This is a genomic window from Pseudoxanthomonas fibrivorans (assembly GCF_041464125.1).
In the GTDB taxonomy this organism is placed as follows: Bacteria; Pseudomonadota; Gammaproteobacteria; order Xanthomonadales; family Xanthomonadaceae; genus Pseudoxanthomonas.
Genome location: NZ_JBGNUG010000001.1, coordinates 348,669 through 361,777, shown reverse-complemented (window position 1 = coordinate 361,777; position 13,109 = coordinate 348,669). Strand labels below are relative to the sequence as shown.

The window sequence follows — 13,109 nt, the reverse complement described above, 5'->3', positions numbered from 1 at the left end:
CCTCCAACTAACGGCCACGAGCACCCAGATGACTATCTCCTTCCAAGTCTTATCAAAAGGCGCGGGCTTTCGAACTGGTCTGCGCGGCGTGGCACAGCTCCTGCCTGATAACTGGGACGACTTTTCATTTAAGACGCTGTTCGTACTGCACTACGTCGACATGGCCGGACGTCATGTGGAGCTTGGCGCAGTGAAAATCGGGTTCAAGGGCCAGACGACCGGGAGGACCAGCGATTCGATCCCCAGCCAGTTTGAACAGCTACCGGACGCGTGGTTCTCGTTGGGCCAGGATGTCGACTACTACGCCAATGCAGTCCAGGAACTGTCAGAAGAAGAACGGATAGCAATATTGTCCGGACTACGGGACGTGGCGTTCATCGAGCAAGCATTTCAGATCGCGAAAGAAGAAAGCGTTTTCGAAACATCCCTACTTCGTAATGTGAATGAACTCACGGTACACGCTCAATTCCGAAGAGTGCTCCGCGGTGAAGCAATATTGAGTGACTACCAGTTTTCCTATATAGACCCAGGAAGCGACAAGCGAGCTAGTGTGGATCTAGATTTCCGAGTCAACGCAGGCTCAAGGCCGCCGACGAATGTGCATGTTCTGATTGGTCGAAATGGCATTGGCAAGACCACCATTCTGAACGGAATGGTCAAGGCGGTTCACCAGGACTACGGCAAAGAAAGGACTGGCGGGTTCGCATCCCGAGACTTCTTGGGCAACGAGAGCGAGCTTTCACATAATTACTTCGGAAGCGTTGTCTCCGTATCCTTTAGCGCATTCGATCCGTTTGTTCCGCCGCCGGACAACGACGAACCAAAGAGGGGACCCAAATACTTTTACATCGGCATGAAGAGATCCCGGCTGGGGTCAGCCACGGACTCAGCAACCCTAAAGAGTGAAGAAGATCTGGTTGACGATTTCGCCTCAAGCTTTGAACAGTGCATGAGCCTTGAAACGAAGGCAAAGCGCTGGCTCAAGGCTATAGAAAGGCTTTCATCCGATGTGAACTTTGCCGCCATGGAACTACCTACTCTCGCGGATGCCGCAAGTCGAAAAGATGCACGATCGAGTCAGTATGCGAGGCACATTCTTGGAAGAATGAGCTCCGGACACAAGATCGTACTCCTAACGATAACGGCCTTGGTGAACCTTGTGGAGGAGAAGACTCTAGTGTTGTTTGATGAGCCCGAAAGCCACCTGCATCCCCCCTTACTTTCCGCGTTCACTCGTGCGCTTTCGGAACTCCTCCACGACAGAAACGGCGTGGCCATCATTGCGACGCACTCCCCCGTAGTGGTTCAAGAGGTTCCCCGTTCCTGCGTTTGGATCTTGAACAGATCGGGCTTGCAGTGGCGTAGAGACCGACCAGTTCGCGAGACATTCGCAGAGAACGTTGGAATCCTCACAAAGGAAGTGTTCGGCCTTGAGGTCACCAAATCAGGCTTCCATTCGATGCTTCAAGATGCCGTAGACGCTGGCGGCACCTTCGAAGAAATTTCCGATTCTTTTAAGAACAGGATAGGCATGGAGGGCGCATCAATTCTTGCAGCCATGATCGGCACGCGCGATTCCAGCATGCACAGGGGTGGAAATTGAGGCGACTTACAATCCCTGATCTAAGTCAGGCACCTGTCTATGCCGCATGTGCACTGGGGCTCCGTGATCAAGGCGCGAGAGCCAAGGCTGTCGCCATTTCCGATCAAATGGATCAACAGGAACATAGTTATCGCGCCTTAGCGATGGTCGGACAGCTGCATCAGTGGGCGTCACACCCCCGTGGTGGCGATGATGTAGTGGCACTCGGAATGGTTACGCGAGGAGACTTCAAGAGGATGTATACAGGGCAGCTCGCGAGGAGTGGAAGCCATGCACGTCCTTTCTACGATCGAATAAAAATGTCAGCGCCGAACAACATTTGCCCGTACTGTGGGTTTGGCGCAGTAGAAACCCTGGATCACTTCCTTGCGAAGGGTCGCTATTGTTCCTTAGCAGTGCTGCCGATGAACTTGGTGCCGGCGTGTAGCGACTGCAACAGGAAGAAGCACGACGGGGTAGAGACAGCAGAAGGCATTTCATCGCACCCATACTTTGAGGAATCGTGCGTTGCGGTCGACGAGTGGCTTTATGCAAGCCTCATCCACTCAGCGCGACCTGCCGCAACATTCCATGTAATGCCTCCTGACACCTGGGATCGAGCAGTGGCTCAGAGGGTCACTAACCACTTCGATAGATTTGAATTGGCCGGCCGCTATGCGACCCAAGCATCTGAGCGTTTAATGGTCTATGCGGCCGTAGTTCATGAGCTCGTCAGCGCTGGCGCGCAGGATGAGGTCGCCACGCATCTACAACGAGGGGCTCGGACGGAGCTAAGGATAGGCCGAAACTCATGGCAGGCGGCATTAGCCAAAGCCATCGCGAACGACATCTGGTTTCACACTGAGGGCTACAGACGACTCATATAAGGGTGGTGATTGATATCTTGAAGATAAGCGGGAAGAACGGGGTCAGGATCCCCTCCGCAGCCGCTTCACCGCTTCAACGCCGCCACAATCTCCGGAACACTAAGCCCGATCTCCAGCTGCACGCGCACGTAGTCGCGCTCCTTGCGCGACAGCGGGCGGCCGACCTCCAGGCGGACGTCTTCCGCCTCCAGGATGCGCATGATCCGGGGCAGCGCCGAGCCGATCACGTCCTGGCCGTAGCCGGCTTCGCGCAGGGCGGTGCGGATGAGGGATTCAGCGTCCATGGAGCGTCCGGAGGAGGGTCGGGCGCCGCATTGTGCGCCATCGGCGAAGCAAGGGGCGGAGTGCACCTTCCAGAACCGGTCAGAGTGCACCTTTGCTATTTGTAGGGACCGAATAGCATTCTTAACTCTGGCTTTCGACTCGGTGCTGTTTCTCTCTTCGCCGGGAACCGCCCAGCCCACCGGCGAACATGGCAGCCCTCATCCCAAAAGCCAACCCAATCCCGTTTCCAGGTCATTTCCTGAATCGGTCAAGTGAGACCACATTGGGAAGCCCGTTCGGCATGGTCGGCATCGCTGCATCGCTTGGATCCCGCCGTTTGATCGCAAGCTCCACGATGTCGGCCGACTTTCCGGTCAGATAGCCGATCGGAAGCCCGAACATGCTTTCGACATCCCGCGCGGAAATACCAAGCATGTCAGCTAGGCCATCAGCCCGGATGACGCCCTCATTGATCAGCAGCTCCATGGTGCGTCTGAGCAGTCTGGGCGCCTCTGGAAGACGCTCATCGTCCAGTGGCTCACGCTTGTTGCCCCATTTAGCCGACCGATGCTTGATCAATCTCAGATAGTCTTCTTCCGACACCACGCCCAACGCACGCAGACGCATGATCATAGCGGCCACCGACACACCCCAACGTTGCTTGAGGAACACCAGCGCATGCAGGGAAACCGGCGTGGACACCTCGGCCACGAACCCACGCGCGGGGAGCAGGAACGCGCCTGCGAACCGGTGTGCCTGCTGCTCCATGAGCTTGTGAGTTGCAGAGTCCGCCGGCGCCGTGATACCGCGGTGTAACACCAGATGCCCAAGTTCGTGGGCGGCATCGAACCGACTGCGGAACGCGTTGCCCTTGTCTGCACACAGCAGCACAAGTGGCCTGCCGGACATACTCCAGGACGACAGTCCTTCGATGCGAGCAATGCCCGTTTCTTCCAGTGCCACGACAACGCCAGCGTTCTCGAGAAGCAGTAACGTGTCGCCGACTGGGCCGTCACCCAAGTTCCACAACTTGCGACAGGCATCGGCGGCCTCCTCGATCACGCTGTCCGTAATCTCAGCAACACGCTTAATGCCGAGATCTGGCAGATTCACCGGAGGGTAGTCCACGAACTCTTCAAGCTGAGCCGAAACTTCTTCGAGCCACTCGATGCGACCACCCAGCAGTCCACGCTCCTGCTTCAGCTGAGCGATGCTGCCGCGGTAATTGGGCTTGGAGGTGGCGCTACGCATCGGGCGCGTCAACCATTCCGGTGCAACTCTCAGCTCCGACGCCATGGATTCCAACATCGCGGGACTGGGTATCTGACTGCTATTGCGCCAGCGGCTGATCGTGGTGTTAGTCACACCAATACGCGCCGCCAACTCCGTGGCAGAAAGGCCGCGCACAGACAAAGCCTGGCTCAGCCTGTCGGGTACGAAGTTGCCCACGGAGCGATTGTTAGTCCGATGATTCATGCAGGTGTCGCGTCGGGCTGGTCGTCGTCGGTCTTGTCGAGAAGCTTCTTAATGTTGCTCTTGAGCGTCGGCTTGACGCGATCTTCCACGTCTTGGGGCTGCTGGTATCGCTGCAGGAACTGGTGGATTTCTTCCCGGAACACGGGGTGGCGCAGGTCCATCGTCTCGTCGGTGACGACGATATGGATGGCGTAATGATCTCCCGGCCCCCAGGCTTCCGTCACCACGAATGCAGTCATCTCGACCGGTTCCGTGATCGAGATCTCGTCCTCGAACAGGTCCGGATGAAGGAGCTTCTTTACGTGAGCGTTGGGCTTGCACAGCTTCACCTTCATCTTGCTGCGCCGAGCGTTGTCCCACTTGACTTGACCCATGTGGACGCGGGCTATCGTCACCACCCCCACTGTGCCGAACACGATGGCGTTGCCCCGCGGTGCCTTGTGGTCAATTCCAGACTCATCGAGCGCCTGATGCATCACCTCATTGAGTAGGAGATGGCGCGCGAAGCCCGTTGCCGAAGGACGATGCCCCTCTTGGAACAGCATCCCTTGCGCGTTGGCGGTGGCCAGCGCCTGAGGCACCAGTCGCTCTAAAGCGAGCCAAAAACCGCGGGGGATGTCAGACGACAACTTTTTGCCGATGATTTCGTGGCCGCTGGCGCTCAAGACAATTCTCCTTTGTCGTGAGCGCGAATATACATCGAAATTTTTGTCGTTACAACGCGCCCAGCCGCGATTTTGCCGGAGGCCAGCTGCCGCGGAAGAACGGTGACCAAAGGCAGGAGAAGCCCGGGGAGGTATCGAACCCAAGTTCCAGCACCCCGCCAGCCCCGATCACTCGTACCCCAGTGATCTCAATGCGGCCGCGCATCGAAATCGCCGGCGCGCCAGTCCCAATCACCGACGCAGACCCGATTTCCATGCGTCAGCGCATGGAAATTAGGCGCCCGCCAGTTCTAATCACCCGTGCACCCGTCCCAACCACTCGCGCCCTAGTGATTTCCATGCGCGCACGTATGGAAATCAATGACGCGCCAGTCCCCCACCACGCATCGTTCCCTGCCACTCACTGACGCGCCGGTTCCGATCACTCGCGCATCGGCCTCCGCCACTCAAGCGCGTGTCCCGAAAGGGAATTCCCGCCAGCGCAGGCAATCAAAAAGCCGGGCGGAGTCGCCTCCGCCCGGCTTCGGTTCCCACCTGCCTGGCCGCGCCGGGCCCGGTTCAGGCCGGCTCAACCACTGGTTCGACCTCCTCGCGCCGCGGGCCGCGGGCGAAGCGGCTGCTGCCCAGCTCCCGCCGCTGGTCCTCCAGCCCGCTGGCCCGCCCGCTCACCTTCAGGAGTGCGTATCCCTCCAGCGAGGCCGACATCACGTCCGCGCCCAAGGCGAGCAGGGTGTCCTCGCCGCGGGTGGTGAGTAGCTTGAGCCGGCGCAGGCGTGGGCGCAGTGCGTCCAGGGTGGCGAGGTCGGCGGTGGCCTCGTCCAGGCCCAGCGCCGGGGTGACCACCTGCGGGTTCTGCTCCAGCACCTGCAGCACGCTGCGGCAGAACACCTCGGACTTTTCGCCCATCTTCGCCAGGCCGCGCACCTCCGGCGGGGTCAACGACACCAGGCCGGCCAGCTTCTCCTCGACCACCAGCAGCGCGGCGTCCAGCGCCGCCAGGTCTTCGGCCGAATACGACAGCGATACCAAGTTCTTCATTGCAGGGTCCTTTTGCATTGGAAGGGATACCGCCCTGTCCCGCGGGACGGCGATGCTTCACGGCACCCCTGACTCCCTCGTCGATGGTGTTGGTCCGATCTCGCACCGCGGGCGGCCACGTAAGGATGCGCGTGCGTCGAAAATCTCCAATCGGGGAAGTCGGGCCGGATAAGTAGGAAAACTCCCCGCGACGATTCGGAATTTCCCTACCCCCGCCACGCTGGCCAGCCAGAACGGGGTCAGGTTCACTTCCTCCTGGCCGTTTCAACCTCCTTCTGCAGCGCGTTCAGCGCTTCAACCCCGCCACGATCTCCCAAACACTAAGCCCGATCTCCAGCTGCACGCGCACGTAATCGCGCTCCTTGCGCGACAGTGGGCGGCCGACCTCCAGGCGGACGTCTTCCGCCTCCAGGATGCGCATGATCCGGGGCAGCGCCGAGCCGATCACGCCGACACCGGGGCTTTCACCCCGCCCGCGGAGCTCCCGGGCCTCGCCGCCGGGGCTTTCAGCCTCGCCGCCGGTGCTCCCCAGCCCCGCCGCCGTTGCTTTCCGCCCCGATCACGCACCTCCGGCACCCGTCACCGACATTCAGTAACCCCTGCAACGACTTCGACCCGCCCGATCGCGCACCCGCCCACCCCACCCGCCCCTCGCCCTGCCCCGCCCCCGGCCTTTTCCTACCCACCTGTCAGGAAATTCCTACCCCGCACCGGGCCCTTCGCCGATAGCCCGGCGTGCCGTCCCGCGCCAGCGTGTCCCCGCCGGCCACTCCCGGCCGGCCCACTGACAAGGACGCTGCTGCCATGACCCAGAACCTGATCGACCTGAACCTGTCCGCCGGATCCCTGGCCGCGATCGACGCGGCGCTGGCCACCCTGGAGACCGAGCTGGCCCCACTGCTCGGGCTGGACCCGGAGCTGCGCCGCGACCTCACCAAGATGGGCGCCAAGTCCGAGGCGTTCTGCCGCCAGGCGGTGGCCGCCTTCAGCGAGCACGCCCAGGTGCTGCCGCGCAACTTCGACGTGGCCGCCTACCGCGGCGACCTGGCCGCGCTCGACGCGCTGCGCCCGCGCCGGCAGCGGCTGGAACGGCTGCGCGAACTGCTCGAGCACACCGAGATGGCGCTGGGCAGCGACCTGATGACCGCCTCGCTGGAGGGCTACGCGGTGCTGAAGGTATCGGGCAAGAGCGCCGGCCTGGACAACCTGCGCCAGGCGCTGTCGGCGCGCTTCCGCAGCCGCCGCGGCGAGGCGGCGCAGCCCACCGCCACGCCGGCCTGACCTCGCGCCCGCGCCGATGACGGAAACGCCCCGGTTCGCCGGGGCGTTTCTTTTCAGAACCGGGAATCAGCGCGCACGTCCGCCCGCCACGCCGGCGGTGGCCGCCGAGGGGCCAGGTGCGAAGCCGCCGCGCAGCCGTGTCCCGCTCCGCCGAGCCCGACCCAGGCGCACCGCCGGCCAAGCTCTACTTGCCTGACCGCCCCGCTCGCGACGCCCGCGACGCCCGCGACGGCACCAGCAGCCCTTCCGCCAGCTGCACCAGCACCGGGCCGTGCCAGTCCGCGAGGAACACCAGCTCGCAGGGCCACGCGCCCTCCTGCGGCTCCCAGCCGAACGGCTTGCCGAACTCCAGCGCCCACGTCTTCGATTCCGCGCTCACCGCGCCGCGGACCACCGGGCTGTCCGGCTCGCTGCGGTCGACCACCAGGTCGACGGTGGCGCGCACGCGCCGTCCGACCCGGGTGGCACGCGCGCCGCGCCTGAACTGCGGCAGCTGCACCGCGAGGGCCACCGCGAACAGCCCGCCCACGCCGGCGAAGAACAGCAGCAGCACCTTCACCGGCTCCTGCGACACCCGGCCGAACAGGACCAGGCACGCCACGCACACGAGCGCGGCGATGACGGCGGCGACGGGCAGCGCCCGCGATTCGCCGAACCGCCGGAGGTAGTCGATCTGCTGCGGGAGGTCGAGCGGCGGCCTGCGCTTCATCGGGACCTCGGGGAGGGGTCGGCCGGACTCAGCCGGGGCGCACGCCAGGACGCCGGGATCGAACGCAGGCGAGCCCCATCCGGAGTCGCGCGCGGGCCCCTGCTTCGCTTGCCCACGACCGGGGGCGGCCCACCCGAACGGACGTGCACGCCGCCCGCGGTTTCCTGCGACAGGACGCGCCGAACCCGATCAGCCTCCCGTGCATGCCACCGGCGTGCCCTGCGGCGGCGTCCAGGCCAGCTGTCCGGCCTCGATCGTCAGGGTGTGCTGCCCATCGGAAAACACGGTCTTTCCGCTCGTGGACCCCTGCTCCGGCAGTTGCACCGGCGCACCGCCATCGACCGTGACCGCCGCGCTCTCGCCGAGCAGCTGCACCCCAAGCTGGGTGTCGCCGCATTGATACCGGGATACCGGATGGGTCGGCCCGCTGCCGCCGATGCTGGCGACCGGCTCCGTGGCCGGTTGCCGCTGGCAGGCGGTCGCGCACAGGAGCAGGACGGCGATCGAAAGTGGCTTGCGCATGCTCGGTTCTCCAGGTCATCGGTCGGGACGTGCAGGAGCGGGGTGCCGCCACAGGCCTTGTAAGGCTTCGCCGTGCGGCAGGCAAGCAACGCCTCCGCACGCACGGGGCCTGGCTCACTTCGTGGAGGAGGACCAGTATTTCGCCTCTGTCCGCCCCCCCCCTTCATAGGCCAGGAGCTTCCCGCAAGACGGGAAACTTGACCGCCACCGCTCTCCCCCCGTTCCCCGAACACCATCGCCGGGACCGGACCACGGCGTCCGTCCGCAGCGGCTTCAGCGCTTCAGGCCCGCCATGATCTCCCGGGACGCGTGGCGGCTATCTGGATCCGGACCCGATGGTGCCGGGGCGCGTCGACGGACATCGCCTCCCGCGCGCAGCTCGCCGGGTCAGGACTGCAGGAACAACCAGGCCGAGGTGAATCCGCCAGCCAGCAGCAGGAGTGCGGTCAGCATCACCACGGCGCGATGAAGCGGCCTGAAGACGGCGCGCTCGATGTCCTGCTTGACGTGCCAGTACCGGTACAAGGACCACACGATCACGATCAGGCCAATGATGACCATCCCGGCGCCTGCGTACTCCGAGCTGCGCATCAACGGGCCGCTGTTGTCCTCCGCCAGCCTGCCCTTTTCCTGCAGGAAGACGCTGAACCGGTTGATGGTGATCCCGAACCCGATCAGTGAGATCGCGGTACGCAGGTAGGCCAGGTGGGTGCGTTCGTTGGCCAGGTTCGAACGCAGGTCCGACAGGCCCGTGCGCTGGATGGCCAGCCTGGTCCGGTGGGACGCCAGCAGGGTGGAGGCGGTACCGCTGTCCTTGCCTTCGATGGACCGCGAGAGGTCTTCCGGCAACTGCGTGTCAGGCGTGATGGCGTTCATGGGTTAACCGCGCTTGGAATGCTCCCTCCGGCGAGCCAGGGAGTGTCGAAAACCGGAGGCCTTGAAGATGATCGAAGCGGGCCTGCGCCCCGCCGCAGCGGCGCGCAGGCTCCGGCCGTCAGGAGGCGGTGAGGTATCTCACGTGCACCTGGTCGATCCTGCCGCTGAACTTGAACGGTACCTTGTCGTAGTAGTCCAGCGAAACCGGCGAGCCGTGGACGACGCCGATGTCGAGGCAGTCGTTGGCGGTGAACAGCAGCGGCGCACTGACCGGAACCGTTCCTTCCGCGACCTGCGTGCCGTTGACCTTGAGGACCACTTTGAGCGGCCCGGCCGGCCGGGGCTCGACGTAGGTGGTCTCGACCTCGATTCTGACCTGGCCGGTTGGCAGCTTGCCCTGGGCACGGATTTTCGTGCGCTGGATGATGAACAGGTTGTACTCGTAGCACAGCACGCCGTCTTCGACGAAGCAGGTGAGTCCGCCGGCCGCGGAGCCCAGCTTGTAGAGCACCCCGTTCGCATCGTCGGGGACCTGCGCATCGATCGTCACCACGTTGGGCTTGTTGCCCAGCGCCGGCGCGCAGAACTCGGGCATGCGCACCGTACTGCCGGAGAACGTCCATTCCGTATACGGAGGGGCGATGCGCATCTCCGGATGCAGAGCCGCCACCCACAGGCCGCCACCGATGGGCAGCACCTTGTTGCGGGTCGCCTCGACCAGGAAGATGTCCTTCATCTGCGCCAGCTTCTCCGGCATCGAGTCAGCCAGGTCGTTGGCCTGCGTCCAGTCCTCCCGCAGGTTGTACAGCTCCCAGGTGTCCTGGTCCGGGGTCCACTCCCGGATGCCGGCGGGTGCGCCCGGCAGCCAGGGCGTCCGCGGACCGAACGCCGAAGCCATCCAGCCGTCGTGATAGATGGCGCGACTGCCCATGATCTCGAAATACTGCGTGAGCAGGCGACCCTCGGCCGTCGGATCATCGAAGCTGTAGGCGAAGCTCACCCCATCGATCGGGTCCTGGGGTATGCCATTCACCACCCGTGGTGGCGTGATCCCGATGACTTCGTACAGCGTGGGGACCAGGTCGTTGCAATGGTGGAACTGGGCGCGCGGCGTGCCGTCGTGCTTGATGCGCGCCGGCCAGCGCACCGCCATGGGATTGCGCGTGCCGCCGAAGTGCGAGGCCAGCAGCTTGGTGCCCTTGTACGGGGTGCTGCCCGCCCACGCCCAGCCGGCGTGGTACTGGTTGTCGGTCTTGGGCGAGCCGAGCACGTCGAGGCCACCGAGCGCTTCGAGCGCGGCGATGTGCTGGCTCACCTGCGTGGGGATGTTGTTCTGCGCCAGCAGCTCGCTGATGGTGCCGTTCTGGCCTTCCGATGAAGAGCCGTTGTCGCCCCAGATATAGAAAACCAGCGTGTTGTCGCCGTAGCCCAGGCGCTCGACCTCGTCGATCAGGCGCCCCACCTGCACGTCGACGTGTTCGGCAAAACCGGCTGCCACCTCCATCAGGCGGCGCTGGAACGGCTTCTCGTCCTCGGGGATGCTGTCCCAGGAGGGCATGCTCTCGTGGCGGGGCGTGAGCTTGGCGTCCTGCGGTATCCAGCCCTTTTCCTTGGCCCGCTTGAACACGCGTTCGCGATAGGCGTCCCAGCCATCGTCGAACTTGCCTTTGTAGCGGTCGGCCCACTCCTTCATGATGTGGTGTGGTCCGTGGACCGCACCGCTGGCCCAGTACATATAGAACGGCTTGTCGGGCTGCATGGCCTTGTGCTTCTGCAGCCAGTCGATCGCGTCGTCGGCGAGGTCCTCGCTCAGGTGGTAGCCCTCTTCGGGCGTGCGCGGTGGCAGGACCACCGTGGTATTGCGCACCAGGTTCGGTTCGTACTGCGAGGCTTCGCCGGCCAGGAAGCCGTAGAAGTACTCGAAGCCCAGCCCGGTCGGCCAGCTGTCGAACGGACCGGCGACCGTGGTCTCCTCCGCGGGGGTGTTGTGCCACTTGCCCCAGGCGGCCGTGCAGTAGCCGTAGTGCCGGAGCACCTCGGCTGCCAGTGCACTGCTCCTGGGAATGTGGCCGGAGTAGCCGTCCCAGTCGTTGGCCAGCTCGGCGATCTGGCCGTTGCCGACGCGATGGTGGTTGCGGCCGGACAGCAGCGATGCACGGGTCGGCGAACACATCGCCGTCGTATGGAAGCGGTTGTAGGCGATGCCTTCGCCCACGATCCGGTCCATGGTCCGGGTCGTGACTTCGCCTCCGAAGGTAGTCGGCAACCCGGGCCCGGCGTCGTCGATGAGGATGATCAGGATGTTCGGCGCGTCGCCGGGCAGGTGCCGCGGGTGCGGCGCGGGCTGGTAAATGGATTCCTGCATGGTCCGGCCGGCAATGCTGCCCGACGGCGTGGGCGGGAACGGCAGCGTGTCCTGGGTGGGAAGCTTCGGATGGATCATGGGGAGTGCTCCTGCCGAATGGGATCTTTCCTGGGGAAGTGCGTCTACTGCCGTAACGGCAGGGACGCGTCCTTGCTGCCGTCGTGTCCACCGATACTCGGCGGCGTCGGTCCGGTTGCCCCCTATGGGTCCATATCAGGCCGCGGTTGCAAATCCTGCGGGCATCGATGCGAGGGTTGTCCCGTGGACCGGATGGATGTTCTCGCGCACCGGAAGCATCAAGCCGCTGGAAGTTCGCTGTTCCGCGACTTCAACGTTCATTGCCGGTCCCGGCCAGGATCTGCCCGCGCCCGGCGTATGCCGGTGGACCGGCCGTTCCGAATGAGTATTGGGACAGCACCGAAAAGGACGCCCACTCGTTGTTCGGATCGCGACGCCTGCATACCTCGGCATTCGACGGGTTCCGGCCTACGGCGTCGGGCGAAGCTAACCCCAGCCCGATTTCGCTGGAATAGGACCTTGGGCCTAGTTGGTCACGCTCGGATTGGATGCCAGCGCGCGCGCTTGTATGCGAACCTGCGAGCGCCACAAGGATGCAAGTCTGCTTGGGGTCCGACAGTGCCTTCACACCATGAAGTACCCCGCTCGCCTGCCCTGCTGATGTCCGCTCCTGGCCGGAAGCGGACGCCGCGCTAGGAGGGAACGAAGCGCAGGCCGACCCCGGGTTCGGTGGCGATGTAACGCGGGGCGGTGGCGTCATCGCCCAGCTTCTGCCTCAGTTTCCCCACCAGGATGCGCAGGTAGTGCGTGTCTTCTTGGTGGTCCGGCCCCCATACCTCGCGCAGGAGCTGCGGCTGGGTGACCACGCGACCCGGATGGCGCATGAGCGCCGCCAGCAACGCGTATTCCTTTCGACCCAGCGCGACCGGCGTCCCACCCACGCGGACCTCGCGGCTCAGGAGGTCCACGTGCAGGTGACCGTCGTCGAATACCGGAACCGCGGCGCCGGCCGGCACCGCATGGGTGCGCAGCAGGCCGCGGATGCGCGCCATCAGCTCCTCGATGCCGAAGGGCTTGGTCACGTAGTCGTTGGCGCCTGCATCCAGCGCGGCCACCTTCTCCTGCTCGCCGTTGCGCACGGTGAGCATGATCACCGGCACCTGCGACCATTGCCGGAGCGCCTGCAGCACCCCGTGGCCGTCGATGTCCGGAAGGCCGATGTCCAGCACGACCAGGTCCGCGCCATGCGCGGCCAGTTCGGCCAACCCGGCATGGCCACTGGCCGCCAGCGTGACGTCGTAGCCCTGGCTGCGCAGGCTGATGTCCAGGAAACGCCGGATCTGGGGTTCGTCATCGACCACGAGGACGCGCGCCGCCGGCACGGCGCCAGGGTTCGCGGAACGGGTCGGGGGCATGGCGAAGTCGT

13 protein-coding genes are annotated in these 13,109 nt (G+C 64.1%); 3 read left to right on the top strand and 10 right to left on the bottom strand.

Annotated features, from left to right (window positions below; translation table 11 throughout):
- The first annotated feature begins 28 nt into the window (after positions 1 to 28).
- Both ACA089_RS01745 and ACA089_RS01740 read left to right on the top strand, forming a co-directional pair.
- On the top strand, positions 29 to 1,603 hold the full coding sequence (locus tag ACA089_RS01745; RefSeq protein ID WP_372012814.1) for an ATP-dependent nuclease: 1,575 nt from the start codon (positions 29 to 31) through the stop codon (positions 1,601 to 1,603).
- Between the two features lie 107 nt (positions 1,604 to 1,710).
- Positions 1,711 to 2,469, top strand: a complete 759-nt coding sequence (locus ACA089_RS01740) for an HNH endonuclease signature motif containing protein (protein ID WP_372012812.1) — start codon at positions 1,711 to 1,713, stop codon at positions 2,467 to 2,469.
- 65 nt (positions 2,470 to 2,534) lie between these two features.
- Here the strand turns inward: ACA089_RS01740 and ACA089_RS01735 are convergent, their stop codons facing one another.
- From ACA089_RS01735 to ACA089_RS01715, 5 genes are all read right to left on the bottom strand, one after another.
- Positions 2,535 to 2,753 carry a polyprenyl synthetase gene (locus ACA089_RS01735; protein ID WP_372012810.1) on the bottom strand — a complete coding sequence of 73 codons (219 nt, stop codon included), beginning with the start codon at positions 2,751 to 2,753 and terminating at the stop codon, positions 2,535 to 2,537.
- Positions 2,754 to 2,985: 232 nt separating this feature from the next.
- Positions 2,986 to 4,182 carry an XRE family transcriptional regulator gene (locus ACA089_RS01730; protein WP_372012808.1) on the bottom strand — a complete coding sequence of 399 codons (1,197 nt, stop codon included), beginning with the start codon at positions 4,180 to 4,182 and terminating at the stop codon, positions 2,986 to 2,988.
- Between the two features lie 23 nt (positions 4,183 to 4,205).
- On the bottom strand, positions 4,206 to 4,874 hold the full coding sequence (locus ACA089_RS01725) for a hypothetical protein (protein ID WP_372012806.1): 669 nt from the start codon (positions 4,872 to 4,874) through the stop codon (positions 4,206 to 4,208).
- Between the two features lie 558 nt (positions 4,875 to 5,432).
- Positions 5,433 to 5,912 (bottom strand): hypothetical protein, encoded by a 480-nt coding sequence (locus tag ACA089_RS01720; protein ID WP_372012805.1) that lies wholly within the window; start codon positions 5,910 to 5,912, stop codon positions 5,433 to 5,435.
- Positions 5,913 to 6,198: 286 nt separating this feature from the next.
- Complete coding sequence (locus ACA089_RS01715) at positions 6,199 to 6,360, bottom strand: polyprenyl synthetase (protein WP_372012803.1); 162 nt, start codon at positions 6,358 to 6,360, stop codon at positions 6,199 to 6,201.
- Positions 6,361 to 6,716: 356 nt separating this feature from the next.
- Between ACA089_RS01715 and ACA089_RS01710 the strand changes: the two genes are divergently transcribed.
- Positions 6,717 to 7,193, top strand: coding sequence for a hypothetical protein (locus ACA089_RS01710; protein ID WP_372012801.1), 477 nt, complete (start codon positions 6,717 to 6,719; stop codon positions 7,191 to 7,193).
- Positions 7,194 to 7,377: 184 nt separating this feature from the next.
- Here ACA089_RS01710 and ACA089_RS01705 read toward each other — a convergent pair whose 3' ends face one another.
- The 5 genes from ACA089_RS01705 to ACA089_RS01685 all read right to left on the bottom strand — a co-directional run bounded on the left by ACA089_RS01705 (position 7,378) and on the right by ACA089_RS01685 (position 13,098).
- Entirely contained in the window at positions 7,378 to 7,902 is a 525-nt protein-coding gene (locus ACA089_RS01705; RefSeq protein ID WP_372012799.1) for a hypothetical protein, read from the bottom strand.
- 189 nt (positions 7,903 to 8,091) lie between these two features.
- On the bottom strand, positions 8,092 to 8,424 hold the full coding sequence (locus ACA089_RS01700) for a hypothetical protein (RefSeq protein WP_372012797.1): 333 nt from the start codon (positions 8,422 to 8,424) through the stop codon (positions 8,092 to 8,094).
- A 387-nt stretch (positions 8,425 to 8,811) separates the two neighbouring features.
- A complete protein-coding gene (locus tag ACA089_RS01695; protein ID WP_372012795.1) occupies positions 8,812 to 9,300 on the bottom strand; it encodes a YidH family protein in 489 nt (162 codons plus the stop codon).
- Positions 9,301 to 9,418: 118 nt separating this feature from the next.
- Positions 9,419 to 11,743 (bottom strand): arylsulfatase, encoded by a 2,325-nt coding sequence (locus ACA089_RS01690; RefSeq protein WP_372012793.1) that lies wholly within the window; start codon positions 11,741 to 11,743, stop codon positions 9,419 to 9,421.
- A gap of 632 nt (positions 11,744 to 12,375) precedes the next feature.
- Positions 12,376 to 13,098, bottom strand: coding sequence for a response regulator (locus ACA089_RS01685; protein ID WP_372012791.1), 723 nt, complete (start codon positions 13,096 to 13,098; stop codon positions 12,376 to 12,378).
- Between the last annotated feature and the right edge of the window lie 11 nt (positions 13,099 to 13,109).